The sequence below is a fragment of the Allobosea sp. UC22_33 genome (assembly GCF_042700715.1).
Taxonomy (GTDB): Bacteria; Pseudomonadota; Alphaproteobacteria; order Rhizobiales; family Beijerinckiaceae; genus Allobosea.
The window spans coordinates 1,832,768-1,859,007 of sequence record NZ_CP170556.1 but is presented as its reverse complement, the minus strand read 5'-3'; the positions used below and the strand labels follow the sequence as shown (position 1 = coordinate 1,859,007).

Annotated in this window: 22 protein-coding genes; 8 read left to right on the top strand and 14 right to left on the bottom strand. The window is 67.2% G+C overall.

All coding sequences use genetic code 11. The features are described 5' to 3' along the window. Positions 1-10: 10 nt before the first annotated feature. Together ACFJGT_RS08825 and ACFJGT_RS08820 are read right to left on the bottom strand one after the other, a co-directional pair. Positions 11-1,318 carry an amidase family protein gene (locus tag ACFJGT_RS08825; protein ID WP_377847960.1) on the bottom strand — a complete coding sequence of 436 codons (1,308 nt, stop codon included), beginning with the start codon at positions 1,316-1,318 and terminating at the stop codon, positions 11-13. A gap of 42 nt (positions 1,319-1,360) precedes the next feature. After that, complete coding sequence (locus ACFJGT_RS08820) at positions 1,361-1,771, bottom strand: LysR substrate-binding domain-containing protein (RefSeq protein ID WP_377848955.1); 411 nt, start codon at positions 1,769-1,771, stop codon at positions 1,361-1,363. Positions 1,772-2,089: 318 nt separating this feature from the next. On the opposite strand from ACFJGT_RS08820, the gene ACFJGT_RS08815 reads away from it, so the two are divergent. The 4 genes from ACFJGT_RS08815 (at position 2,090) to purU (ending at position 7,893) form a co-directional block, all read left to right on the top strand. Continuing rightward, complete coding sequence (locus tag ACFJGT_RS08815; RefSeq protein ID WP_377847957.1) at positions 2,090-3,553, top strand: NAD-dependent succinate-semialdehyde dehydrogenase; 1,464 nt, start codon at positions 2,090-2,092, stop codon at positions 3,551-3,553. A 156-nt stretch (positions 3,554-3,709) separates the two neighbouring features. Beyond that, positions 3,710-4,480 (top strand): DeoR/GlpR family DNA-binding transcription regulator, encoded by a 771-nt coding sequence (locus tag ACFJGT_RS08810; RefSeq protein ID WP_377847954.1) that lies wholly within the window; start codon positions 3,710-3,712, stop codon positions 4,478-4,480. Between the two features lie 74 nt (positions 4,481-4,554). Next, the gene (locus ACFJGT_RS08805) at positions 4,555-6,972 is read left to right on the top strand and encodes an FAD-dependent oxidoreductase (RefSeq protein WP_377847952.1); all 2,418 of its coding nucleotides are present in this window, start codon (positions 4,555-4,557) and stop codon (positions 6,970-6,972) included. A gap of 51 nt (positions 6,973-7,023) precedes the next feature. Then, on the top strand, positions 7,024-7,893 hold the full coding sequence (purU, locus tag ACFJGT_RS08800) for a formyltetrahydrofolate deformylase (RefSeq protein ID WP_377848954.1): 870 nt from the start codon (positions 7,024-7,026) through the stop codon (positions 7,891-7,893). Between the two features lies 1 nt (position 7,894). Here the strand turns inward: purU and ACFJGT_RS08795 are convergent, their stop codons facing one another. Next, positions 7,895-8,908 (bottom strand): 2-hydroxyacid dehydrogenase, encoded by a 1,014-nt coding sequence (locus tag ACFJGT_RS08795; protein ID WP_377847949.1) that lies wholly within the window; start codon positions 8,906-8,908, stop codon positions 7,895-7,897. Between the two features lie 6 nt (positions 8,909-8,914). Continuing rightward, positions 8,915-10,276, bottom strand: coding sequence for an aspartate aminotransferase family protein (locus ACFJGT_RS08790; RefSeq protein ID WP_377847946.1), 1,362 nt, complete (start codon positions 10,274-10,276; stop codon positions 8,915-8,917). 140 nt (positions 10,277-10,416) lie between these two features. Between ACFJGT_RS08790 and ACFJGT_RS08785 the strand changes: the two genes are divergently transcribed. Further along, positions 10,417-11,286 (top strand): LysR substrate-binding domain-containing protein, encoded by an 870-nt coding sequence (locus tag ACFJGT_RS08785; RefSeq protein WP_377847944.1) that lies wholly within the window; start codon positions 10,417-10,419, stop codon positions 11,284-11,286. Between the two features lie 10 nt (positions 11,287-11,296). Here ACFJGT_RS08785 and ACFJGT_RS08780 read toward each other — a convergent pair whose 3' ends face one another. From ACFJGT_RS08780 to ACFJGT_RS08750, 7 genes are all read right to left on the bottom strand, one after another. Next, positions 11,297-12,028, bottom strand: a complete 732-nt coding sequence (locus tag ACFJGT_RS08780) for a metallophosphoesterase family protein (protein WP_377847941.1) — start codon at positions 12,026-12,028, stop codon at positions 11,297-11,299. A gap of 10 nt (positions 12,029-12,038) precedes the next feature. Then, on the bottom strand, positions 12,039-13,754 hold the full coding sequence (locus tag ACFJGT_RS08775) for a putative 2-aminoethylphosphonate ABC transporter permease subunit (protein WP_377847939.1): 1,716 nt from the start codon (positions 13,752-13,754) through the stop codon (positions 12,039-12,041). After that, complete coding sequence (locus ACFJGT_RS08770) at positions 13,751-14,869, bottom strand: putative 2-aminoethylphosphonate ABC transporter ATP-binding protein (RefSeq protein WP_377847936.1); 1,119 nt, start codon at positions 14,867-14,869, stop codon at positions 13,751-13,753. The genes ACFJGT_RS08775 and ACFJGT_RS08770 overlap by 4 nt, the downstream gene beginning before the upstream one ends. A gap of 120 nt (positions 14,870-14,989) precedes the next feature. Next, positions 14,990-16,009: a putative 2-aminoethylphosphonate ABC transporter substrate-binding protein gene (locus tag ACFJGT_RS08765; RefSeq protein ID WP_377847933.1), complete on the bottom strand. Its 1,020-nt coding sequence runs from the start codon at positions 16,007-16,009 to the stop codon at positions 14,990-14,992. Positions 16,010-16,117: 108 nt separating this feature from the next. Beyond that, positions 16,118-17,569, bottom strand: a complete 1,452-nt coding sequence (phnY, locus tag ACFJGT_RS08760; RefSeq protein ID WP_377847931.1) for a phosphonoacetaldehyde dehydrogenase — start codon at positions 17,567-17,569, stop codon at positions 16,118-16,120. Position 17,570: 1 nt separating this feature from the next. Next, complete coding sequence (phnA, locus tag ACFJGT_RS08755; protein WP_377848953.1) at positions 17,571-18,818, bottom strand: phosphonoacetate hydrolase; 1,248 nt, start codon at positions 18,816-18,818, stop codon at positions 17,571-17,573. 17 nt (positions 18,819-18,835) lie between these two features. Then, positions 18,836-19,981 (bottom strand): 2-aminoethylphosphonate--pyruvate transaminase, encoded by a 1,146-nt coding sequence (locus ACFJGT_RS08750; RefSeq protein WP_377847928.1) that lies wholly within the window; start codon positions 19,979-19,981, stop codon positions 18,836-18,838. Positions 19,982-20,088: 107 nt separating this feature from the next. Here ACFJGT_RS08750 and ACFJGT_RS08745 point away from each other — a divergent pair, with 107 nt between their 5' ends. Continuing rightward, positions 20,089-20,967 (top strand): LysR substrate-binding domain-containing protein, encoded by an 879-nt coding sequence (locus ACFJGT_RS08745; RefSeq protein WP_377847925.1) that lies wholly within the window; start codon positions 20,089-20,091, stop codon positions 20,965-20,967. 155 nt (positions 20,968-21,122) lie between these two features. Beyond that, a complete protein-coding gene (locus tag ACFJGT_RS08740; protein ID WP_377847922.1) occupies positions 21,123-22,076 on the top strand; it encodes a ring-cleaving dioxygenase in 954 nt (317 codons plus the stop codon). Positions 22,077-22,158: 82 nt separating this feature from the next. Here ACFJGT_RS08740 and ACFJGT_RS08735 read toward each other — a convergent pair whose 3' ends face one another. After that, positions 22,159-23,256 carry a transglutaminase-like domain-containing protein gene (locus ACFJGT_RS08735; protein ID WP_377847919.1) on the bottom strand — a complete coding sequence of 366 codons (1,098 nt, stop codon included), beginning with the start codon at positions 23,254-23,256 and terminating at the stop codon, positions 22,159-22,161. After that, positions 23,253-23,963: a TlpA disulfide reductase family protein gene (locus tag ACFJGT_RS08730; RefSeq protein WP_377847917.1), complete on the bottom strand. Its 711-nt coding sequence runs from the start codon at positions 23,961-23,963 to the stop codon at positions 23,253-23,255. Before ACFJGT_RS08730 ends, ACFJGT_RS08735 begins: the two co-directional genes overlap by 4 nt. 103 nt (positions 23,964-24,066) lie before the next feature. Here ACFJGT_RS08730 and ACFJGT_RS08725 point away from each other — a divergent pair, with 103 nt between their 5' ends. Next, on the top strand, positions 24,067-25,617 hold the full coding sequence (locus tag ACFJGT_RS08725; RefSeq protein WP_377847915.1) for a VOC family protein: 1,551 nt from the start codon (positions 24,067-24,069) through the stop codon (positions 25,615-25,617). Positions 25,618-25,628: 11 nt separating this feature from the next. Here ACFJGT_RS08725 and ACFJGT_RS08720 read toward each other — a convergent pair whose 3' ends face one another. Beyond that, on the bottom strand, positions 25,629-26,183 hold the full coding sequence (locus ACFJGT_RS08720; RefSeq protein ID WP_377847913.1) for an NADPH-dependent FMN reductase: 555 nt from the start codon (positions 26,181-26,183) through the stop codon (positions 25,629-25,631). Positions 26,184-26,240 lie beyond the last annotated feature (57 nt).

The window sequence follows — 26,240 nt, the reverse complement described above, 5'->3', positions numbered from 1 at the left end:
GATGTTCGCGTCAGGCGCCGAGCGCCGCCTCGACACTCGCCGCCATCGCCAGCAGCGGACGATCGGCGCCGCGCCGGCCGATCAGCATCAGCCCGACCGGCAGGGCGCCGGCCGGGACGGGCAAAGGCAGCGAGAGCGAGGGCGTGTCGAGCAGGTTGCCGACGCGGGGATTGCGCAGCACGAGGCCGTTGGCGTGGTGGAAACCGGCGTCATCCGCGACGGAGGCGAGAAGCGGCGCGCGGATCGGCGTGGTCGGCAGGAGATAGACCGTATCGTCGGTCATTGCCGCGGCGAAGCCCGCAACGGCCGCCGCGCGCCGGCGCTGCATGCGGACATAGTCGACACCGAGGATGCCTGCCCCCAGCTCGATGCGCGCGCGCGTCTTGGGATCGACCTCGTCGAGGCTGTCGACACCAAGATCGCGCAGGGTCGCGCCAAGCTCGATCGAGGGGAAGCCGCCGATCTTGTCGAGCGCGGCCAGGGCATCGAGGCTCGGGTCGAGCGTTCCTTCCTCGACGTTCAGGCCTGCGCGGCGCAACCGCTCCAGCCCGGCCTCGAATGCCTCGGCCACTTCGCCCTCCATCGCATCGAACAGGCGCCCGCGCGCGACCACAAAGCGGGCTTGCGGCCGCGGCGCCAATGGCGTCGACGCCTCTCCAGCGAGAACGGCGTCGGTGACCGCGCAATCGGCGACGCTCAGGGCGATCGGGCCGACCGTATCGAGCGTGCTGGAGAGCGAGAAGGCTCCGCTCGTCGGGATGCGGCCGGAGGTCGGCTTGAAGCCAACCGCGCCAGTCAGGGCCGAGGGGATGCGGATCGAACCGCCGGTATCGCTGCCGATCGCGATCTCGGCCATGCCGTCCACGACCGAGACCACGGCGCCGGAGGACGAGCCGCCGGGCGCGCGGCTGCGGTCATGGGGATTGCCGGCGACCGGATCATGGGCATTGGTGCCGAGCGCCGAGAAGGCGAATTCGGTCATCTGCGTCTTGCCGACGATGACGGCACCCGCTGCGCGCAGGCGCTGGACGATGGGGGCATCGCCGGCGGCTGGCGGCTGGCGATGCAGGACCGCGGCGCCGGCGCGCGTGGTCTCGCCCGCCACGTCGAACAGGTCCTTGATCGAGACGATCCGGCCGTCGAGAGGCCCCAGCGGCTTGCCGGCCGCGATCCGGGCATCGGAGGCTTCGGCCTCGCGCCGCGCCGAGGCTTCATAGAGGGCCGTGAAGACCTTCGCGCCTTCGAGCCTGGGATCGCGAATCCGGCCGAGCGATTGGTCGAGGCGCGCGGCGGCGGACGGACGGGAGCTTTCGGTCATCGGAACACCTTCTTGAGGAACCAGGTCAGCCGCCGAAACGGCTCATTCGAGCGGACGCGCGAGACCGGCGCCGACAGCGGAAGCAAAGCGCATCGCCTCCTCGGCAATGAGTGTTGCCACGCCTTCGGCAGCATCGCTTGTCGGATCCTCGCGATAGCTGACCACGAGCCGCATCGGCCCGAGATCGACCTCGGAGGGAATCGTTGCCAGCGTACCGGCTGCAAGCTCGCCGTAAATGGTCGCCAGCGGCAGGGTGGCAATGCCGAAACCGCCGCGGATCAAGCGCACGATCGCCGCGATCGAGCCGACGCAGTGCACGGTCGTCGGGGTCGCGCCAGCGCGCCGGCAAGCTTCCAGCAAGGTGCGATGCGGCGATTGCTGATGCCCTCGTGCAGCACCGGATCGGTCTGCACGGCGATGTCGATCAGGCCGCGGCGCATGTCGGGCGCTCAGCTGGCGAACGGAATATTTTGATCGCTAGCGACAAGTTTTTCTTCGCGGAGCGCCTGATGGAGGCCCCGCCGCTCAGGGCCGGCTTGTCTGCGCGATGCCGGCCGCCGACACGAGCCACCCCGCATGATCCGGATCGTGAAATTGCTCCAGCGCCTTGTTTTATCGCATTTTCTTGACGCGAACCGGTGTCCACTTCGGGCGAAAATGGTCTAGAAAGAACCCGTGACATCTCGTCCGCAGTTCCCCGTCGTCACGGCTCTGCCTCACGCAGGCGACGACACGCGGCTGTGCCTCCCCGCATTTCCGAAAGGCTGAATCATGTCCCAGTGGAGCGATTTCAAGCGCGACGCGATCTTCGTCGGCGGGCGCTGGCTGGACAAGGCATCGGGCGGAACGATCGACGTGACCGATCCGGCAACGGGCCGATCCATCGGCATGGTTCCGTCGGCCGGCGTCGACGAGACGCGCGCCGCGATCGAGGCTGCGCACGCCGCCTTCCCGGCCTGGGCCGCCAAGACCGCGCAGGAGCGCGCGGTGCTGCTGCGCAAGCTCGCCGACGAGATCATGAAGCATCAGGACGCGCTGGCCGAGCTCCTGACTCGCGAGCAGGGCAAGCCGCTGGCCGAGGCCAAGGGCGAGGTCGGCATGAGCGCGGCCTATGTGCTGTGGTTCGCCGAGGAGGCGCGGCGCGTCTATGGCGACGTCATCCCCTCGCCCTGGGCCGACCGGCGCATCATCGTGACCAAGCAGCCGCTCGGCGTGGTCGGCGCGATCACGCCCTGGAACTTTCCCTCCTCGATGCTGGCCCGCAAGATCGGCCCGGCGCTGGCGGCGGGCTGCACCATCGTCGCCAAGCCGGCCTCGCAGACACCTTATTCGGCGCTGGCCTGGGGCATTCTCGCCGAGAAGGCCGGCATCCCGGCCGGCGTCGTCAATGTCGTGACGGGCGATGCCCGCACCGTCGGCGGCGAGCTCACCGGCAATCCACTGGTGCGCAAGATCACCTTCACCGGCTCGACCCCGGTCGGAAAGGTGCTGCTGAAGCAGGCGGCCGAGACCGTGAAGAAGGTCTCGATGGAGCTCGGCGGCAACGCGCCCTTCATCGTGTTCGACGATGCCGATCTCGACCGGGCGGTCGAAGGAGCGATCGCCGCAAAATTCCGCAATTCCGGGCAGACCTGCGTCTGCACCAACCGCTTCTATGCGCAGGCCGGAATCTACGACGCCTTCGTCGAGAAACTGACCGCTGCCGTGAAGAAGCTCAAGGTCGGCTCCGGGCTTGAGACCGGCGTGACGCAAGGCCCGCTGATCGACGACAAGGCGGTCGCCAAGGTCGAGGAGATGGTGGCCGACGCCACCGCCAAGGGCGGCACCGTCGCGACCGGCGGCAAGCGCTCGGAACTGGGCCTGAGCTTCTACGAGCCGACCGTAATCGCGGGCGCGACCAGCACCATGCAGTTCGCGCGCGAGGAGATCTTCGGGCCGGTCGCTCCGGTCTTCCGCTTCGAGACCGAGGACGAGGCGCTCCGGCTCGCCAACGACACCGAATACGGGCTCGCCTGCTATTTCTACACGCGCGATCTCGGCCGCACCTTCCGCGTCTCGGAAGCGCTGCAATACGGCATCGTCGGCGTGAACGAGGGGCTGGTCACCACCGAGGTCGCGCCCTTCGGCGGCGTCAAGGAATCCGGCCTCGGCTCGGAAGGCTCGAAATACGGCCTGCAGGACTATCTCGACGTCAAATACACCTGCATCGGCGGGCTCGGCGCTGCGGCGCGCTAAGCTTCCCTAAAAGGGCGCGGCTTCGACGAGCCGCGCCCTTTTTCGATTCCGGGCAGAAATGCAGCAGCACCGCCGTTTCGATTGCCAAGCCCGGATCAACTTCCTATCCCTGCCCTGCCGGCCCTGAAGCCGGCGAGCAGGGTTGGTCCCGTTTCCATGACACGCGACATCGCAGCGCGACGGCACAACGCGATCCTGGCGAAGCTCGACGAGACCGGCTCGGTCACCGTCGAGGAGCTGGCGCAGGCGCTCGACGTCTCGCGCGAGACGGTCAGGCGCGATCTCAAGGCGCTGTCGGCCGGCAGCCTGCTCGCGATCGTCCATGGCGGCGCGATCCGCAACGAGCGCTCGGAAGCCTCCTTCGCCAGCCGCCGCACCGTGAACCGCGCCGGCAAGGAGGCTATCGCCGATCTCGCGGTCTCGCTGATCGGCGACGGCATGACCATCCTGCTCGATTCCGGCACGACGACCGAATCGCTGGCGCGCGCACTGGCACGCTCCGACCGCAAGCGCCTGATCGTGCACACGACCTCGCTGGAGAATGCCCGGCTCGCCAGCCGCCTCGCTGACGCCCGCGTCTTCCTGATCGGCGGCGAATTCGACCGCAACGAGGATGCGACCACCGGCCCGGAGACCTTGCGGGCGATCGCGCGGCTTTCAGCCGATTTCGCCTTCGTCAGCGTCGGCGGCGTCGATCCGGGCGGATATCTCACCGACTATACCCGCGCTGGCGCCGCGACCCGGACCGCCCTGCTGAACGCCGCCGAGCAAGGCTTTCTGATGGCTGACCACAGCAAGTTCGGGCTCGTCCTGCCCAGCCGCATCAATGGCGACAAGCCTTGCGCCGGACTGCTGGTCGACCAGGCACCGCCCGCTACCCTAGCGGCGAAACTGACCGAGCACGGGATCCAAATCCACGTCGGATGATTTGCCCGTTTTTGTTGTTTTTTGTTGTTTTATGAATCTGACCGGCTAAGCTGCCTTCCATCGCGGAGGCGCTCATGTCCATTCCCACCCAATCCCGTGTCGTCATCATCGGCGGCGGCATCATCGGCTGCTCGGTCGCCTATCACCTGACCAAGCTCGGCTGGCGCGACGTGCTGCTGCTCGAACAGGGGCGCCTCTCCTCCGGCACGACCTGGCATGCGGCCGGACTCGTCGGACAGCTCCGCAGCCAGTCCAGCATGACGCGCCTGATCCGCTATTCGACCGAGCTCTACGCCTCGCTGGAGGACGAGACCGGGCTCGCCACCGGCTGGAAACGCTGCGGCTCGGTCTCGGTCGCCCGCACGCAGGAGCGGATGACGCAACTGCGCCGGACGATCTCGGCGGCCCGCGCACAAGGCGTCGAGATCGAGGAATTGAGCCCGCAGGAGGCCGGCGAGAAATGGCCGGTGATGCGCACCGAAGATCTCGTCGGCGGCGTCTGGCTGCCGGGCGACGGCAAGGCCAACCCCTCCGACATCACGCAGGCGCTGGCACGCGGCGCCCGAAGCGGCGGCGCGACGGTGCGCGAAGGCGTCCGCGTCACCGGCATCGAGACCGAGAAGGGCCGGCTCAGGGCGGTGCAGACCGACCAGGGCCGGGTGGAATGCGAGGTACTGGTGATCTGCGCCGGGCAATGGTCGCGCACGATCGGCCAGATGTGCGGCGTCTCGGTGCCGCTCCATTCGGCCGAGCACATGTACATCGTCACCGGCAAGATCGCGGGCGTGACGCCCGACCTCCCGGTGATGCGCGATCCCGACGGCTATATCTACTTCAAGGAGGAGGTCGGCGGGCTCGTGATGGGCGGTTTCGAGCCCGACGCCAAGCCCTGGGGCATGGACGGCATCCCCCACCCGTTCGAATTCCAGCTCCTGCCCGACGACTGGGACCAGTTCGGCATCCTGATGGAGAATGCGCTGGAGCGCGTGCCGGCGCTGGAGACGGCCGAGATCAAGACCTTCCTCAACGGCCCCGAGAGCTTCACGCCGGACAACAACTTTCTGCTCGGCGAAGCGCCGGAGGTGGCGGGCGTCTATGTCGGCGCCGGCTTCAACTCGATGGGTATCGCCTCCGCCGGCGGCGCCGGGCGCGCGCTCGCGGAATGGATCGTCGAGGGCGAGGCGACGAGCGACCTCTGGCCGGTCGATATCCGCCGCTTCGCCGATTTCAACAACAACCCGGCCTGGCTGAAGGACCGCATCAAGGAGACGCTCGGCCTGCACTACGCCATGCCCTGGCCGAACCGCGAGCTCGACACCGCCCGCCCCTTCCGGCGCTCGCCGCTCTATGACCGGCTGGCGGCCAAGGGCGCCGTCTTCGGCTCGAAGATGGGCTGGGAACGCGCCAACTATTTCGCCCGCACCGAGGACGAGCGCACGATCGGCTATTCCTTCGGGCCGCAGAACTGGTTCGAGACGGTCGCAGCCGAGCATCGCGCCTGCCGCGAGGCCGCCGGGCTCGTCGACATGTCGAGCTTCGCAAAATTCCTGCTGCAGGGGCCGCAGGCCGAGGCTGCCTTGCAGCGCCTCGCCGCCAATGATGTCGCCGTGCCGGTCGGCACCTCCGTCTATACCGCGCTGCTCAATGCCCGCGGCACGTTCGAGAGCGATCTGACCGCCGCCCGCATCGCGCCCGACACCTATCTGCTGCTCACCGGCACCGCCCAGGCGACGCGTGACGCCCACTGGATCAGGCGCCAGTTGCCCGAAGGCGTGACGCTGACGGACGTCACCGCTTCCTATGCCGTGCTCTCGCTCGCCGGGCCCAAGGTCCCCGCGCTTCTGGCCCGCCTCTCGCCGACCTCGTTCGACCTTGCGGATTTCCCGGCCAATGCCATCCGCAAGATCACGATCGGCTATGCCACGACCTGGGCCTGCCGCCGCTCCTATCTCGGCGACGGGTTCGAGCTCTATGCGCCCGTCGAGTTCACCGCCGCGATCTACGATGCGCTGCACGAGGCCGGGGCTGATCTCGGGCTCAAGGATGCCGGCTATTACGCCGTCGATTCACTGCGCATCGAGAAGGGCTTCCGCGCCTGGGGCCGCGAATTGACGCCGGACGTCAACCCTTACGAGGCCGGGCTCGGCTTCGCGGTGAAGCTCGGCAAGGGCGATTTCCTCGGCCGCGAGGCGCTGGTCGCCGCCAAGGCCGCGCAGCGCACCAAACGCCTGATCGCGCTTGTCGGGCCGCGCCCGGACGGGCAGATGGCCTGGGGCGGCGAAGCGATCCTCGCGGATGGCAGGCCGGTCGGCGAGATCACCTCGGCGGCCTTCGGCGCGAGCCTCGATGGCATCGTGGCGCTGGGCTGGGCTTCAAGCGACCAGCCGATCGACCAGGCCTGGCTCGATGCGCGGAGCTGGTCTATCGACCTCGCCGGCACCACAGTTCCGGTCAGCGCCAGCCTCGCGGCGCCGCTCGACCGCAAGGCATAGCAGAGATACGAGACCATGACCGAGGCCCACTCCGCGCATGCGCCTGCCCTCATGGGGGATTTCAAGGTGCAGAAGCCCGACCGCATCCTGACGCTGTCCTGCGAGGATCGGCCGGGCATCGTCCACGCCGTCAGCGGCGTGCTCTATCGCCACGGCTGCAATATCCTGGAGAGCGCGCAGTTCAGCGATCCGCGCGACGGCCGCTTCTTCATGCGTGTCGCCTTCGCAACTGGTGAGCGCTTCGACGAAGGCGCATTCAAGCGCGAATTCGATGGCATCGCGGGCACCTTCCGCATGGATTGGGACGCGATCGATGCCGCCGCCCCGGCGCGGATCCTGCTGATGGTCTCGCGCTTCGGCCATTGCCTGAACGACCTGCTGTTCCGGCAGGCGACCGGCAATCTCAACATCGAAATCCCGGCGATCGTCTCCAACCACCGGGATTTCGAGGCGCTGGCCAAGAGCTACGGCATCCCCTTCCACTACCTGCCGGTCACGCCCGCGACCAAGGCGGAGCAGGAGGCGCGCCTGCTCGAGATCGTCGCCGAGACGAACTCCTCGCTGGTGGTGCTCGCCCGCTACATGCAGGTTTTGTCCAACGATCTCTGCCGGGCGCTGGACGGGCGGGCGATCAATATCCACCACTCCTTCCTGCCGAGTTTCAAGGGCGCCAAGCCCTATCATCAGGCCTATGATCGCGGCGTAAAGCTGATCGGCGCGACCGCGCATTACGTCACGCCGGATCTCGACGAAGGCCCGATCATCGACCAGGACGTCGGCCGCGCCGACCATTCGCTGGCGCCGGACGATCTGGTCAGCGTCGGCCGCGATATCGAGGCGGTCGTGCTGGCGCGGGCACTCAAGCTCCACATCGAGCGCCGCGTGATGCTCGCCGGCCGCCGCACGGTGATCTTCCGCTAAATCAGGCGAAGGCGACGTTGTGCGTCTGCGCCCGCAGGCGCGGGTCGTGCGAGCGGATCTGGACCGGCCTGCCGTCCAGGATCTCGAAGCAGCGCGCCAGCGTGTCGTCCGAAAGCCGCCGCATCGCCTCGACCGTGAAGAAGGTCAAGTGCGGAAACAGGATCACGTCGTCGCGCCCGAACAAGGGGCTGAGCGGATGGCCGGAACGGGCGAGCGGCTCCTGGCTGTAGACATCGAGCCCGACGCCGCCGAGCCTCCCGGCCAGCACCGCCTCGACCAGAGCCGCCTCGTCGATCAGCGCGCCGCGCGAGACGTTCACGAGGATCGCATCCGGCCTGAGGCAAGCAAGCTCCGCCCGGCCGATGATGTGGCGGGTCGCGTCGTTCAGGACGCTGTGCAGCGAGACCAGATCGCATTGCCGGAGCATGTCGTGGAGGTCGTCGATCTTCTCGATTCCCGCCGCGGCCATGGTCGCGGCATCGACATGCGGATCGTAGCCGAGGACGCGCGCGCGGAACCCCTGCCCCGCCATCCGCGCCATGCTGCGCCCGATCTTGCCGGTGCCGACGAGGCCCAGCGTCGCGCCGGCGATGTCCCGGCCGAGCCAGCGCTGAGCCGGCCAGACCCAACCCTCGCTTTGGACGGCGCGGCCCATCTCCGGCAGCCGCTTCGCCAGCGCGATCATCAGGGCGAAGGCGCCCTCCGCGACCGTCTCCTCGGCGTATTCGGGCACGTTGACCACGGGGATGCCACGTGCGATCGCAGCGGGGATGTCGATTGCGTCGATGCCGACGCCGTATTTGACGATGCCCTTCAGCTTGGGCGCTGCCGCGATCACCCGCGCGGTGACCGGCGTGTAGCACATCAATAGCAAGTCGGCGTCGGCGACCTCCCGCATCAGCGCCTCCTCGGAGATCCCGTCCGGCAAGGTGACGAGTTCGACGCCGCGGGCCAGAAGCCCCGCGTCGATCTCCGGGCATTCCAGTTCCCGGTCGGTACGGACAGCCTTCATCATCGTCCCTCAGCCCGCCAGGATCGCCCGCTCGACGATGCCGAGCGCGCGTTCGAGATCGGCCCGCGCGATCACCATCGGCGGCGACAGGGTCAGCACATTGCCCTGGCTGATCTTGAAGCTCAGGCCCGCCTCGAGGCAGCGGTAATAGACCCGCTCGGCCAGCGCATTGTCCGGCGTCCAGGCGTCGCGGTCCGCGACGAGCTCGATCCCGAAGAGCAGGCCGCGGCCGCGCACGTCGCCCACAGCCGGGCAACTCGCGCCGAAGTGCCGTAGCCGCTCCATTGCATAGGCGCCGAGCTCGGCGGCGCGCTCCGTCAGACCCTCCTCGCGGATGATGTTGATCGTGGTCAGCGCCGCACGGGTCGTGACCGGGTTCTTCTCGTGGGTGTAATGGCCGATCGCATAGCCGCCGGCGACGTCGAGATCGCGCCGCGCGATCACGGCGGCGATCGGCAGGATGCCGCCACCGAGCGCCTTGCCGAGCACGACCATGTCGGGCTGCACCTCGTCGTGCTCGTGGGCGAAGAAACGCCCGGTCTTGCCGAGCCCGGTCGGGATCTCGTCGAAGATCAGGAGCGTGCCGTGCCGGTCGCAGGCCTCGCGCACGCTCTTCCAGAAGCCAGGCGCCGGCGGATAAGGCGTCGCCCGCATCGGCTCGGCGACGACCGCCGCGACATCCCCTTCCCGCGCCAGCACATAGGAGATCATCCGGGCGCAGGCGCGCGCGGAATCTTCCAGATTGTCATGGCCATAGGCGCAGTTGCGCGTGCCCCAGGGCGCGACATGCTCGGCGCCCGGCAGAAGCGGCCCGGCGATGCCGGAGCGGAAGGTCGCCTCACCGCCGACGCTGGAGGCGCCGAAGCCGGCACCATGGAAGGCGTCCCAGAAGGACAGGGTCTTGAAGCGGCCGGTCGCGGCGCGGGCCAGCCTGAGCGCCACCTCGATCGCATCCGATCCGCCGGTGGTGAAGAGCACCTTGCCGAGATTGCCCGGCGCCAGCTTTCCGAGCGTCTCGGCCAGTTCGACCGCGGGCTCGCAGGTGAAGCGGCGCGGCGCGAAGCAGAGATCGTCGATCTGCGCCTTGATCGCCTCCTTCAGGCGCGGGTGGCCATAGCCGATGTGGTGGACGCTGTTGCCATGGAAATCCATGTAGCGGCGCCCCATCGTGTCCTCGATCCAGATGCCCTCCGCCCTGGCGATGGCGGTGAGGCATGGGCTGGACAGGCTCTGGTGCAGGAAGGCGGCGGAATCGCGCGCCAGCAATGCGCGGGTTCCGGCATCGCCGATGCCGGCGGACCAGTCGCCGCGCGCCGCGGAGGTGTTGGATTCGCCCTCGGTATGGACGATGGCGGCGGTTTCGGCACGCATGGGAGAGCCTCGGTTCGCGCCTGTCGGGCGCTGTCGAGCATCAGAATGCCCTCTCCTTACCGATCTGAAAAATCGCTATTTCATATCCAAGTATAAATTTTGACGATACCATATCGCATCGGCTTTCGAGGCTCCCTGCCATGCGCCATGTCCAGCTCCGCGCCTTCCATCAGGTTGCCCTTTCCGGCGGATTCTCGAAGGCCGCCCTCGCGCTGAATCTCACCCAGCCGGCGATCTCGGATCAGGTCCGGAAGCTGGAGGAGGAATACGATGTCGCGCTGTTCAGCCGCCGCCATCGCCAGGTCGTCCTGACTCCCGCGGGGCACAAGCTGCTCGCCGTCACGCATCGCCTGTTCGGGGCCGAGGGTGAGGCTTTGGAGCTGCTGCAGGAGGAGCGCTCGCTGCGCGCCGGCGCGCTTCGGATCGTCGCCGATTCCGTCCATCATGTGATCCACGTGCTCGCCGCCTTCCGCGAGCGCCATCCCGGCATCCAGGTCTCGATCGCGCAGGGCAATACCGGCAGCATCGTCGAGACACTGATCGGCTACGACGCCGAGATCGGCGTCCTGGGTGAGCTCGGCGACGAGCGTCCGTTCGAAGTGCTGCCGCTGAACGTCTCGCCGATCATCGCATTCACCGCGAAGGGGCATCCGGCGGCGGCGCGGCCAGCGCTTTCATTGCAGGAGCTGGCGAGTTGGCCGCTCGTCATGCGCGAGCGCGGCTCGCGCACGCGGCAATTGCTGGAGCAGCGAGCGGCGGACCAGGGCGTCACGCTCGCCTATGCGGTCGAGGCCGAGGGCCGCGAGGCGGTGCGGGCGATCGTGGCAGCGGGCGGCGGCATCGGCTTCGTCTCGGCGGCCGAGTTCGGCGAGGACGACCCGCGACTGGTCCGCATCCCGCTCGACGGCCAGCCTCTTCTGATGCACGAGAAGCTGATCTGCCTGCACGAGCGCCGCAACAGCAAGGCGATCCAGGCCTTCTTCGCGATGGCGCGGTCCCTGCACGGGTGAGCGCGCCGCGCTACGGAAGCGCTGTCCCGGTCCGCAAGGCATACGCCCAGTCGGCGCGTCGATTCACCTCGGCACGCCGGGCCGAGCGCTCCCAGTCGTAGACGACGAGGTGATGCTCGATCGCGATCTCCACGCCGAGCGTGACGATGGCGAAGCGGGCATGAGGCATGCCGCTTTCGGAGACATGCGCCGGTTTCGTGTCGCGATAGGCCGGATTGCCGACGCTGCCGGGATTGAGGACGATCGTGCCGGAGTTCAGCCGCGCCGCGCGCGTTTGATGGCTGTGCCCGCAGAGCATCAGGGGCGCCGTCCGCCCGGCGAGGCGCTGCTCGATCGTCGCGATCGGCGACGGCACGAGATAGCCGTTCTGGACCTCTTCCATCAGATAGGTCGAGTCGTTGCCGGGGCAGGCATGGAAGCAGAGCGCGCCTTCCACCGTGATCTCGACCGGCAGGCCGGCGAGCCAGGCGCGAGCCTCGGGATCGAGCGCCTGCCATGCATAGCTGTCCGAGGCGCCCAGCCCATCGAGCGAGACTGCGCCCATCGCCCGGTCGTGATTGCCCCGGACATGGCTCATCGTGCGTGACCTCAGGAGCGCGACCGTCTCGACCGGCCAGAGTGGGCTTGAGGCGCAATCGCCGAGATTGACGATGAGGTCCGGCGCGAGCGCATCGAACTTCGCCAGCACCGCTTCGAGCGCGAGCAGGTTGCCATGGATATCGGCGATCACGCCCAGACGCATGCTCGGCATCCTAGCGCTGGCGCCATTGCTGCAGGCGGCCGAAGACCAGATGGTCGAGGCCGACATGGGCGAGCTTCACGGCGATGGCGGTTGCCATGATGACGCTCGCCATGCCGGCAGCCGAGGCCATGGCGCCCGCCTCGTCCATGTGAACGATCGCGATCGAGGCGAGCTTGGTGTCGGCCCCGTAGAGGAAGATCACGGCGGAGACCGTGGTCAGCGCGTTGACGAAGACATAGACCGCGATGTCGAGGATCGCCGGCAGGCAGATCGGCGCGGTCACGCGGCGGAAGGTCGACCAGAATGGCACCTTGAGCGAGGCCGAGACCGACTCGAATTCGCCGTCGAGCTGCTTCAGGCTGGTCAGCGCCGTGATGTGCCCGACCGTATAGAAATGCGCGACGGTGTTGATCACCAGGATCGCCAGCGTGCCATAGAGGAAGCCGAGCGGGTTCCAGCCGGCATTGTAGAAGAAGACGTAGCCGAGGCCGAGCACGAGGCCGGGCACCGCCATCGGCAGCATCGCCAGGAACTGGGCAAAGGCGCGCAGACGCGGGAACAGCTTCACCTTCTCGATCAGATAGGCACCGGTGAAGATCAGCGCCGTGCCGATCACCGCCGTCAGCGAAGCCAGCAGCAGCGAGTTGCGATACGGCCCCCAGCCATCAGGCTCGACCGCAGCGAAATCGTAATTGCCCAGCGTCAGCGAGAGATTATAGGGCCAGTATTTGACGAAGGAGCCCCAGAAGGCGACCGCATAGGGGCCGACGATGGCGAGCGCGATCAGGCCGACGAAGCCGAGCAGCGCGAGGTCGCGGCGCCGGTCCGGCTTGGGGACATAAGGCACGGCGCGGGCCGAGAGCATGGCGCTCTGGCGCCGCTGCACGACGCGGTCGACGAAGAAGGCGAGCACGGCCGGCACCAGCAGGATGATGCCGACGACGGCGCCCATCGGGAAATTCTGCTGGCCGACGACCTGCCGGTAGGCATCCGTCGCCAGCACGCTGAACTGGCCGCCGATGACCTTGGGAATGCCGAAATCGGTGATGACCAGCGTGAAGACGACGAAGGTCGCGCTGATCACGCCATAGCGCGCACCCGGCAGGGTGATCGTGTGGAAGATGCGCCAGCGCGAGGTGCCCATCGCGTCCGCGGCCTCGCGCAGACGCCCGTCGGAGAGCGCCAGCGCCGTGACAAGGATCAGCATCGCGTGCGGGAAGCAGTAGAGCACTTCGGCCGCGATGATGCCGATGGGTCCATAGAGCGAGGCGCCCATCATCAGGGATTTCAGGATGCCCTGGTTGCCGAAGAGGTAGATCAGCGCGAGGCCGGACAGCAGCGAGGGCGCGAAGACCGGGACCATCGCGGCGGCGTAGAACGCGCCCTTGGCCGGGATGCAGCTCCGGCGCAAGGCATAGGCGTAGAGGAAGGCGAGCGGCACCACGATCACGGTGGTCACGCCGGCGACGAGCAGGCTGTTCAGCAGCGAATAGAACAGCGAGGGCGTCGTCGCATAGCTGACGAAATTGGCGAGGCCGACGAACCTGCCATCCGTATTCTCAAGGCTCTTGGACAGCAGCGCCCAGAGCGGCAGCGCGATGATCAGGACCAGCACGGCGCAGAGCGCCAGGATGAGCGCGCCAGCGACATGGCGCTCGCTGATCCGTAGCGGCGCGACTTTCACGGGCGTATCGGTCATCGGCAGGGGCTGTGCCAGATCGCTCATCGTCCGTCCCCGGCAAAGACGTGCAGCGCCTCCGGCGGAAAGGCGACGGCGCGCACCTGCCCCGGAACGATGCCGAGATCGCGCATCGCATTGGTCGAGAAATCGGCGGCGATGCTGGTCGCGCGCGAGCTGGTCGGCTGGAGATGCGCCCGGCAATAGGAGCCGAGGAAGGCAAGGTCCCCGATCGTCGCCTCGAAGCTGTTCGGCGTGTCCGCGCCGATGCTGCGGGTGCGGACCTCCTCGGGGCGCATCGCCAGACGCACCGGCGTACCCACGGCGAAGGGCGCGGCATTGGCGACAACGAGATCGAGCTCGTCGACACGGACCCTGCCCGGTCCGGTGACGATCGCGTCCATGAAGGTCATGTGCCCGACGAAATCGGCGACGAAGGGCGTCGCCGGGCGACGGTAGATCTCCTCCGGCGAGCCGACCTGCTCGACGGCCCCGTCCCGCATCACGACGATGCGGTCGGCCATGGCGAGCGCTTCTTCCTGGTCATGCGTCACCATGATCGTGGTCACGCCGAGCCGCTGCTGCAGCGAGCGCATCTCGTCGCGCAGGCGCACCCGCACCTTGGCGTCGAGCGCCGAGAGCGGCTCGTCGAGCAGCAGCAGTTCCGGCGAGGTGGCGAGCGCACGCGCCAGCGCCACGCGCTGCTGCTGGCCGCCCGAGAGCTGGACGGGATATTTCCGGCCCTGTTCCGGCAGGCCGACGAGGGCGAGAAGCTCGTTGACCCGCTTGGCGATCTCGTCGCGGGAACGGCGCCGGTTGACCAGCCCGTAGCCGACATTGTCGATGACAGTGAGATTGGGGAAGAGCGCGTAGGACTGGAAGACGATGCCGAAATCGCGCTCGGAGGGGCTGGCATGCGAGACGTCGCGTCCGCCCATATGGATGGTGCCGCTATCCTGCAGGTCGAGCCCGGCGACTGCGCGCAGCAGCGTGGTCTTGCCGCAACCGGAGGGACCGAGGAAGCAGACGAACTCGCCGCGATGGATGTCCAGGTTGATGTCACGCAGCGCCTTGAACGCGCCGAAATTCTTGGCGACCTGGCGGATCGAGAGGAATGGGTTCGTCGCGGAGATCGCGGTCTTGGACATCGCAGTCTTGGACATCGTGCCGGCCTTCATTTGAACGGGCAGAGATCCGCCCCGCAGGCAATGGCGGGACTTCTCTTGGCGTCTTGCACAGACCATGCCGCCGGCCGCCCAGGCGGGCGGCGGCATGGCAGAGGCTCAGTTCTTCGGCGCGGCCTTCGACTCGTAGCGCTTCGACCATTCGGCGAGCACGCGGTCGCGGTTATCGGCCATCCAGCCGAGATCGTTCTTGATCATGCCGGCTTCGGCATTGGCGGGGTAGTTCGCCGGCTTGGTTCCGACCCCCGGCGCGGCAACGATCGCGTAGGTCTTCGAGTAGAGCTCGTTGGCGTCCTTCGTGGTCGACCAGTCGGCGATCTTCTTGGCGAGTGCGAGGTTCTTGGAGCCCTTGACGATGGCGCTCGCCTCCATCTCCCAGCCCACGCCCTCTTTCGGGATCACGACCTCGATCGGCGCGCCCTTGCTCTTCTCGGAAGCGCCGCGCATGTCGAGCGCGAGACCGATCGTGCGCTCGCCGCGCGCTGCCTGGACGCAAGGCGCCGAGCCGGAATGGAGATAGGCGCCGATATTCTCGTGCAGCCCGTCCATGAACTTCCAGCCCTCGGCCTCGCCCATGCTCTGCAGCCAGCCGGCGACCATCAGATAGCCGGTGCCCGAGGAAGCCGGGTGCGGCATCACGATCTTGCCCTTGAAGGCCGGGTTGAGCAGATCTTTCCAGGAGCCGGGCACCGGTACGCCCTTGGCCTCGGCGGTGTTGTAGCAGACGACGCCGAGATAGGCGTCCATGCCGGTCCAGGTGTAGGGCTCGTTGCTATCGCGGAAGACGGGCTTCAGCGCATCGGCACCGGCGGGCTTGTAGGTTTCGAGCAGGTTCGCCTTCTCGAACATCAGGAGGCTCGACGCCGCCAGCCCCATCACCATGTCGGCGCGGGGATTGTCCTTCTCGGCGAGGAAACGGGCGGTGATGACGCCGGTGGAGTCGCGGACCCAGACGACCTCGGCCTCCGGTACGGCCTTCTCGATCGAGGCCTTGAAGGGCCCGAGCTGATCGTTCTCCAGAGCGGTGTAGACGGTGACCTTGGTCTTCTGCGCCTGGGCGACGCCCGGAAGCGCCAGCGCGAAGGCGCCGATGACGCAGGAAGCAAGCCAGTTCTTCATATTCTCATCCCCTGTTTTTCAATTGGTTGGAACGCTCTTGCGACGTTTTCTTCCCCTGACAGACGAAAACGCAGGCGGATCGCTCCGCCTGCGCTGGCTTTTCTTGTTTCACGCGGTCCAGGGCATCGACCACGTCTTGACGTTGGTGAAGGATTTCATGGCCTCGACGACACCCTCCTTGTAGCCGAGGCCGGAATCCTTGATGCCGCCGAAGGGGGACATCTCGATCCGGTAGCCCGGGACTTCCCAGAGATTGACCGTGCCGACCTCGAGATCGGCAATGAGCCGCTGGATGTAATCGTAGCGGTTGGTGCAGATGCCGGAAGAGAGACCATAGGCGGTGGAGTTCGAGATCCGGATCACCTCGGCGATGTCGTCGGGCACGCGGATGATCGGGATCACCGGGCCGAAGGTCTCCTCATGCACCAGCTCGCAGGTGTAGGGGATCTTGTCGACCACGGTCGGGTGGAACAGCGCACCCTCCACCCGCTTGCCGTAGAGAACCTCGGCGCCCTTGGTCACGGCGTCATCGACGCGGGCCTGGAAGAGCGCAGCCGAGCGGGCGTTGATGACGCAGCCGACATCGGTATTCGGATCCATCGGATCGCCGCATTTCAGCTTCTTGGCCTTCTCGACGACGAGCTTGGCGAAGGCATCGGCGACGCTCTCGACCACCAGGATGCGTTTCACCGCCGTGCAGCGCTGGCCCGAGTTCTTGGTCGCGCCGGTGACGGCAAGCTCCGCCGCCTTGTCGAGATCGGCATCTTCCATGACGATCAGCGGATCGTTGCCGCCGAGTTCCAGCACGATGCGCTTGTAGCCCGCCGTATTGGCGATGTGCTTGCCGACGCGGACCGAGCCGGTGAAGGTCACCAGATCCGCGTCGGGATCGGTGATCATGGCATCGCCCATGGTCGAGGGATTGCCGGTGACGACCGAGAGCATCTCCGGCGGCAGGCCGGCCTCGTAGAGCACGTCGGCGAGCGCCAGCGCGGTCAATGGCGTCAGTTCGGTCGGCTTCAGGACGAGGCGGTTATTGGTCGCGATCGCCGGGGCCAGCTTGTGGCTGACCATGTTGAGCGGGTGGTTGAACGGGGTGATCGCCGAGATCACGCCCAGCAGCGGCTGGCGCGTCGTGAAGATCTTGCGCGCCTTGCCGTTCGGCGAGATGTCGCAGGAGAACATCTCGCCATCGTCCTTGATGGTAAGCTGCGCCGCGAAGGACCAGACATCATAGGCGCGGCTGGCCTCGTAGAGCGAGTCCTTCCAGCACAGGCCCGCTTCCGCCGTGATCAGCTTGGCGAAGAGCTCCTTGCGGTCGCGCAGCAGCTCGGCCGTCTTCTGCAGGATCTGCTGGCGCTCGTAGCGCGAGAGCGTCGGCTTGAAGGCCTTGGCCTTGGCGAAGGCCTCGCGGACATGCTCGGGCCGGGCGGCCGGGATCAGGCCGACGACGCTGTCGTCATAGGGGTTCCTGACCTCGACCATGTCGTCGGTCGTGACCAGCTTGCCGGCGATGCGCATCGCCTCGCGCCGCACCGGCGGCTTCACCGTCGCGTTCATCTCAGTTCACCAGGTTCAGGGCGACGTCGAAGACGTCGAAATTGCGGAGGGTGCGGCCCTGCGGCACGGTGATCGGCCGGTTGGCGATCATCGGCACGCGCTGCTCGGTTATGCCGCCATGCGAGCGCAAGGGCTCGGTCAGGCCGGAGAGATCGTGCCGGTCCGGCGAGGTGCCGATCACCTTCTGGCGGGTCGAGACGACCACGACATCGCCGATCCGGTCGGCCGGCAGTTCGAAGCGCTCGCAGGCTTCCGCCGAGGTCACCGCTAGCGCGATGCCGTCGAGGCCGGAAATGCGGGCAGCGACCTCTTCCTGACTGGCGCCATCCGGCAGATAGACCGTGGCAAAGGAGCCGAGCGCGCCGTGGTGGACGACATAGGGGTCGGTGATCGGCAGGATCACGCGCATCGTGCCCTTGCCGTACCACTCGTCCATCAGGCTTTGGAGATAGACGACATCGGGCTCGCCATTGGCGAGATGCTTGTCGTTCATGCCGTGGTCGGCGGTGATGACCAGCGTGCAGCCGAGTGCGTCGAGCTTGCCGACGTAACCGTCGAACATGGCGTAGAACGAGTCCGCCATCTCCGAGCCGGGCGCCGCCTTGTGCTGCACATAGTCGGTGGTCGAGAGATACATCAGGTCGGGCTTGAAGCTCTCCAGCAGCTTGACGCCGGCGGCGAAGACGAACTCCGAGAGATCGGCCGAGTAGACCGACGGCACCGGCATGCCGACGAAATCGAGCACGTTCTCGATGCCGTTCTCGGCCTTGTTGGCCTTGTCGGCCTTCTCCGAGGAGAAGGCGATTGCCGAGCCGGAGGCGAAATCCAGGCCCTTGCCGAGCAGCGTGCGCAGCTTGTCCTTGGCCGTGACCATCGCGACCTTGAAGCCGGCCTTCTGGAACTCGGCCAGGATGGTCGGTGCCCGCAGGAAGCGGGCATCGTTCATCATCACCTCTTCCTTGGCCTCGCGGTCGTAGAAGAAGTTGCCGGCGATACCGTGCCAGACCGGTGGGCGGCCGGTGATGATCGAGAGGTTGTTCGGGTTGGTGAAGCTCGGGATCACCGAATAGGCATGGGTGCTGGCGCCGGTCTTCATGATCCGGTCGAGGTTCGGCGTCAGGCCCTTGGCGCTGGCGGCCTCGATATAAGCCGGCTCCGAGCCGTCCATGCAGATCACCACTGTCGGGCGCTGCGGGCGGGCATATTCGCGGCCGTTCGCAACGACATCCGCGCCGATCTTCGTGTGCATTGTCATCTCAGGGCTCCTTACGCGGCCGACTTCAGGCCGACGCCCATCTCATCAAGGACATCCGACACTGTGGCGACGAAGGCGCGCATGTCTTGCGAACCAAGGGCGCCGATGCAGCCGATGCGGAAGCTGTCCGCGACCGTCAGCTTGCCGGGATAGATGACGTAGCCGGCATCCTTCAGCGCGTCGTAGAAGCGCTGGAAGACGAAGTTCTTGTCCTCCGGCATGTGGAAGGTGACGATGATCGGCGCCTGCTTGGCCGCCGGCAGCAAGGTGCGGAAGCCCAGCCCTTCCATGCCCTCGATCAGGATGCGGGCGTTCTCGGCGTAGCGCTCGCCGCGCCCGGCGACGCCGCCCTCGGCCCAGAATTCCTGCAGGGCCGCGTGGAAGGCGACGATGACATGGATCGGCGGGGTGAAGCGGTACTGGCCGGTGCGCTCGAAGCCGGCATTCTGGTCATGGAGATCGAGCACCAGCGTCGTGGCATTGCCCTTGGTCTCGGCGAGCGCGCTCTTGCGGGCGATGACGAAGCCGAGGCCGGGAACGCCCTGGATGCACTTGTTCGAGGAGGCGGCGACCGCGTCGAAATAGACCTCGCGGCTGTCGAGCGGCAGGGCGCCGAAGGCGCTCATCGAGTCAACCAGCAGGCGGCGGCCATGGCGCTTGGCGAGCGCGGCGATCGCTTCGACCGGGTTGCGGATGCCGCTGGTCGTCTCGCAATGGACGGTGAAGATATGGGTGATGGCGGTGTCCGCCACCAGCATGCGATCGACCTCGGCGAGATCCGGCGGGGTGTCCTCGGCGGTCTCGTGCACCGCGACGGCGCGGCCGGCGATCTCGACGATGCGCTTGGCGCGCTGGCCATAGGCACCGTTGATCAGGATCAGGATCTTGCCGTCGCGCGGCACGAAGGTGGTCAGCATCGCCTCGACGGCGAAGGTGCCGGAGCCCTGCATCGGCACGGTGACGAAATCCTCGCCGCCATGGATGATCTTCGGCAATTCCTCCAGAACCGCCTTGTTGATGCCGACGAAGGTCGCGTCGCGCGAGCCCCAGTCATGCACCATCGCTTCCTTGATGGCCTTGCTGGTGGTCAGCGGGCCGGGGGTCAGGAGGAGCGGATCACCGGTTTCGGAAGAGGCAGGGCGGCGGGCCTGGGCCATGATGGTCTCGCGATGTGTTGCGGCGGATGATCGCGAAGCTAGAAGGGCCGTTGACATAGGTCCAATACATCGTTTCCATATCTATTATAGATAGGATCTATGGAAAGATGGCGATCAGCTATTCCGGCCTTGCGGCCTTCCATGCCGTCGCAGAGGCGCAGAGCTTCACCGGCGCCGCGAAGACGCGCCATGTCAGCCAGCCCACCCTCTCCGCCCAGGTGCGAGGGCTTGAGGACGCCTATGGCGTCAGGCTGTTCGATCGCGCCGGGCGGCAGGTCAAGTTAACCCCGCTCGGGCAGAGCCTGTTCGTGGTCACCGCGAGACTGTTCGCGGCCGAGGATGAAGCGGAATCGCTGCTCGCCGGCAGCCGAACGCTGCAGCGCGGCCATCTGCGGATCGCGGCCGACAGCGCCACTCATGTCATGCCGGCGCTGGCACGGATGCGCGAGCGCTATCCGGGCCTGACCTTCTCCCTCAGCATCGGCAATTCCTCGGAAGTCGTCGACCGGATCATGGATTTCGCCGCCGACGTCGCGATCACCGCGCGCGCCAATTCCGATCCGCGCATCCATAGCGTCCGGCTGCGCTCGGACGATCTCGTGGCCTTCGTCGCGGACCAGCACGAGCTCGCCCGGCACGACCATATCCCGATCGAGGCCTTCGCCGGCCAGGATATCGTGTTGCGCGAGCGTGGCTCGATCACGCGCGAGGTCTTCGAGAGCCGGTTGTCCACGGCCGGCATCAAGCCGGCGAACCTGCTGGAGGTGCAATCGCGCGAGGCCGTCCGCGAAGCCGTCGCCTTCGGCTTCGGGATCGGCGTGGTCTTCGCCGCCGAGTTCAAGCCGGAGGCCGGCCTGAAGCGCATCATCATCACCGGCGCCGATTTCGATGTCGGCGAATACATCGTCTGCCGGGCCGAGCGCCAGCGCCTGCCCCTCGTGCGCAGCTTCTTCGAGACGGTTCAGGACGTGATCGACGCGCGCTGAGACCCGGGCGGCGCGCCCTTCCCGTCCCTGCAGGATTACCGGAAGCCGCGCCGACTGTTCGACAAACGGGAACAATCCGTTCTCGCAGCGTCACCTACCAAGTCGCGGAAGCGTCTCGATATCACGCCGGAGAGAACAACGGAGAGACAAAAGCCATGACCCTTCACCTCACCGGCATCCATCACCTCACGGCAATCACCGCCGATGCACCCGGCAACAAGCGCTTCTACACCGAAGATCTTGGCCTGCGCCTGGTCAAGAAGACCGTCAACCAGGACGATACCTCGGCCTATCACCTGTTCTATGCCGACGGACAGGCGAGCCCCGGCTCGGACATCACCTTCTTCGACTGGCCAACTGCACCCGAGCGGCGCGGTACGCATTCGATCTCGCGCACGGCGCTGCGCGTCGCCGGAGAAAATGGCTTGAACTGGTGGCACGAGCGGCTCTCGGTCAGCGGCCATGCCAAGACACCCGTGGCGCTGCTGGACGGGCGGGCCTCCTTCGACGCCGAAGATCCGGAAGGCCAGCGCCTGCGCTTCATCGACGATGGCGGCACCGGCAGCGCCCATGCCTGGTCGGGCAGCCCGGTTCCGGCAGAGCACCAGATCCGGGGTCTCGGCCCGATCACGATCAGCGTGCCCGATCTCGGCCCGACGGAAGCCGTGCTGACGCAGGTCATGAACATGCGCCGCGAACGCAGCTACGCCTCGCCCGATGGCAAAGGAGACGTCCATGTCTTCGCGATGGGCGAAGGCGGCCCGGCAGCGGAACTGCACGTTGCGGTCCAGCCCGGCCTGCCCATCGCGCGGCAGGGTGCCGGCGGTGTCCACCACGTCGCCTTCCGGACCCCGGATCTCGAAGGCATGACGGACTGGACGCGTCGTCTGAGGGAGAACCGGATTCCCTCCAGCGGCGAAGTCGAGCGCTATTACTTCCGCTCGCTCTATTTCCGCGAGCCGGGCGGCAATCTGTTCGAGATCGCCACCGATGGCCCCGGCTTCGCGGTCGACGAGCCGCTGGCGACGCTCGGCGAGCGGCTGTCCCTGCCGCCCTTCCTGGAGGCGCAGCGTGCGCAGATCGAGGCCGGTCTCAAGCCGCTTGCCTAAGACCGCCGTCGGCGGCTGGGTCGCTACACGGGAAAGCCCGGCAGGCACGGGGCGAAGGTCTTGCCTTCGCCCCGCAACGCATTCAGGCCGTCAGCTCGGTCGACTTGATCATGTACTTGAACGTATCGGGGTCGAGGCAGTCGAGCAGCGCGCCCGCAACCTCCGCCTGCGGATACATCAGGAAGCCGACCTTGTGACTTGAGCCGGGCAGGACAAGGTCGTGCGCGGCATTGTAACCGAGCCAGTTGCCTTCCCAGGCGCCGAACAGCGCCTGCCGCGCCGCAACGACCTTCGGATCGTCGACCGTGTTGTTCCCCGGGGGCTCCTCAAGCACGACCTTGCGGACATCGGCAGGATCGGCAGCGACCCAGCCATAGCCGTCGAGCCAGATCTCCGCCCGGCAATGCTGGGCCTTGGTGATGACGTCCGAACCCGTCCCGAGGCTCTTGTAGCCGAATTTCGAGGGTGCGACGCGGATGCCGTAGATGTCTCGGGCCGGTATGCCGACGCTGCGGACCAGGGCGACATAGAGCGCGTTCAGATCGCCGCATTTGCCGCTCAGGTTGCCGGTCCGCAGCATCGAGGCGACATCGCCGGTGCCGCAGCCCCGGGTCCTGGCATCGCGAAAGGTGTTCGCCACGACCCATTCATAGATCGCCCTCGCCCTGTCGAGATCGCCCGTCTTGCCGGCGGCCGCCTTCTCCGCGGTCTCCCGGACGATGCCATCGGTCGGCATCAGCTCCGTCGCTTCGAGATAGAGCTTGCGATCGGCCTCTCCCAGCGCCGGAACAGTGGATTTGGTCGCGAGGTTCTCGGCCCGGTCGCGCAGAGAGAAGCCGCTGCGGAGCTCGACGCGCGGTGCGGCCTCGCCGTCCTTGAAGACGAGGTGCAGAAGCTCGGAACCGTATTTCGGGTCCCGGACGACTTCGGCGGACAGCGCATTGGTCTCCCAACTGCTCTTGCCGGGCTTGATCCACGCGTCCTCCCGCATCGAAGGCAGGGGAATCCAGGCCTGAGCCTTGCCATTCGAGGGCAGCTCGAGACGCGTCGCCACCTCGAAATCCCGCCAGGCCCCGGGCTTCGGCGCGAAGGCCACCGCCTGCGCGGCGGCAGCACGAGGGAGCGCCAAAGCGGCGGCAGCGCAAGCACCGGTCTTCAACATGTCGCGACGGCTGATCATGGCGGCGTCTCCTTTTCCCCTCGGTTGTTTTTCGGCAGTGTGGACGGCAAACTCGCGAGCGCCGCCGCGACCGACGCGCTCGTCCAGTCGAGCGGCTCGTCGGCCTTGAGCGCAGGCCTGAGATCGCGATCGAGCACGAAGCTCGTCGGCAGGCCCTCGACCCGCCAGGTCTTCATCGCGCCGCGGTCGCGATCCAGCAGGATCGGAAAGGCGGCGGGACGATCGCGGAAGAAGTTGCGCACGCGCGCATCGACCTCGCCGACACTGATGGCGAGGATGGCGGGATTGCCCTTCCCCGCGGCGGCAAGCGCGTTCAGCGACGCCATTTCCTCGATGCAGGGCGCGCACCAGGTCGCAAAGAAATGAGCGATGACAGGCTTGCCGCGAAATTCCGCGAGATCGATGCCGGGGCCGTCAAGCTGGCTGAGCACGAGCGCCGGCGCCGTCTCGGCGGGCCATCTGCGGAGTTCGTCGGCCGCGCCGGACGCGCTGACGACCATGAGCGAGACAGCGGCCAGCAGAAATCGCCGGAACGGTTCCAGCCTGCAACCCGGTCGATGAGCGCCCCGAAACTCGGGAGCCTTGACGGCAGCCACGTCGCATCTTGCGGGCAAGGTTCGGGACACGTCAATTTCTACTTTTGACAAGGCGAGCGAGGCGAAGCGACATCCGTGTAGCCGGCAGGCCTTGTTGCGAGACCAGCCCATGGCAAACGCCGGCGTCGAATGGCTACATTGGCATTTCCACCCGCGCGGCGACCGCCGCCGACTGAGCGGCCGTCCGCGGGGCGCCGATAGAGGAAGAGATTTCGTGACCAGCGGCCTGCATCACGTCACCCTGATCACCCGCAAGGTGCAGGCCAATGTCGATTTCTATGTCGGCTTCCTCGGCCTGCGCCTGGTCAAGCGCACCGGCGGCTATGAGGATGCCCGCCAGCTCCATCTCTTTTACGGCGACGCGCAAGGCTCGCCCGGCTCGCTCGTGACTTTCCTGGTCTGGGAGGACGGTTCGCCCGGACGAGCCGGGCATGGCCAGGTCAGCGAGATCGCCTTTGCCATAGCACCGGCCGCGATCGGGTTCTGGCTGGAACGCGCCTTGCGTTTCGGGGTCGCCACCGAGGGCCCGTTGCAGGAATTCGGCGAAACCGTCCTGCGCCTGCGCGATCCCGACGGATTCGTGGTGAAGCTGGTCGGCAGCACGCTGTCCGGCGAAGGCTGGACCTCCGCCGACATCCCTCCGGAGCAGCGCATCCACCGCCTGCGCGGCGTCACGGTTCTCTCGGCGACGACCGAGGAAACCGTGCATTTTCTGACCACGCATGCCGGTTTTGCCCGTCAGGCCCGCCAAGGCGGCATCGAGCGCCTGCGCTCGGAATCGGGCGACAGCCTCGATATCCGCGATGCCGGCGGCTTCTGGCCGGGCATTCCCGGCACCGGAACGGCGGACCATGTGGCCGTACGGGTTCCCGACGCTGCCCGACTTTCGGGCATCGAACGGGATCTCTCGAAGCTGAACTCCAGCCCGACCACGCTGCATGACCGCCAGTATTTCACCTCGCTCTATGTCCGCGAGCCCGGCGGGACGCTGATCGAATTCGCCACGGACGGCCCCGGCTTCAGCATCGACGAACCCGTCGAGACGCTGGGCACACAGCTCTTCGTCCCGCCCGATGCTCAGGCCGAAGCCGACGACATTCGGGCCGTTCTGCCGCAATTCGCCCTGCCCGGCGAAGAGCGCGTGATCTATCGCGACCTGCCCTTCGTGCATCGCTTCCATCAGCCGGCCGAGCCCGACGGCAGCGTGGTCGTGCTGCTGCATGGCAGCGGCGGCAACGAAACCGATCTGATGCCGCTGGCACAGCGGATCGCGCCACGGGCGACGCTGCTCGGCCTGCGCGGCCGCAGCACGGAGGAAGGGACCGCCCGCTGGTTCCGACGCCACGCCGAACGCGCCTTCGACCAAGACGATATCCGCTTCGAGGCCGGCGCCCTCGCCGCTTTCGTGGAAGAGGCGCGGACGGCCTACGGCCTGGTGCCCGAGCGCCTCGTCTTCCTCGGCTATTCGAACGGCGCCAATCTGCTCGCGGCTGCGATGCTGCTGCATCCCGAGTTGGCGCGGCGTGCCATCCTCCTGCGCCCTGCCGCGGTGCTGGAGGAGCCGCCGACCGCAACGCTCGTCGGCGTCTCGCTGCTGATGCTGACCGGCACCGAGGATCCGTATCGCGACCTGGCCGGGCCTCTCCAGGCGGCACTGAGCGCGGCTGGCGCCGCGATCGAAGCGCATGCCATCCCGGCCGGTCACGCGCTCACGGAGCAGGATGGCGCGCTCGCGGCGGATCGGCTCGCGCGCCATTCACCCTGAGCCGGCGACGCTCAGCGCCCGGCAGTGAAGGCGGCGAAGCCTGCGATGAACTGCGCCAGGCGCTGGCGCGTGGTCTCGTCGGTCAGGTTGCCCTCGGCATCGAAGACGCTCTGCGCCCGCGACACCATCAGGCGCCCCTCGAACCAGGGCCGCGTGCCGAGGGTGCGCAGCACCGGCAGCCAGGCGTCCTGCGCCAGGATCGTCCCGAAACCGCCGGGAGAGGCGCCGAGCACGGCGACCGGCTTGCCGCCGAACAGCGGCCCGATATCGGAGGCCGGCCGCGTCAGCCAATCGATCGCGTTCTTGAACACACCCGGCAGGGAGTTGTTGTATTCAGGCGTGAACAGCAGCAGGCCATCCGCCGCCGCCAGCTGCTGCTTCAGGGCCTGTACCGCCGGCGGTATGCCCTGCTCCCGCTCGTCGTCGCCGTTATAGAGCGGAATTCCCGCGATACTGCCGGCCAGTAGCGTCGCGCCGTCCGGGGCCAGATCGACCGCAGCCCGCAGCAGGCCCGTATTGAACGACGCCTTTCGCAGGCTGCCGGAGATTCCCAGAAGGCGTGTCATAGCTGCTCCCTATTGCCTGTTGGCCGACGGCGTGCGGCGCGGTCAGGCCCGATGCTG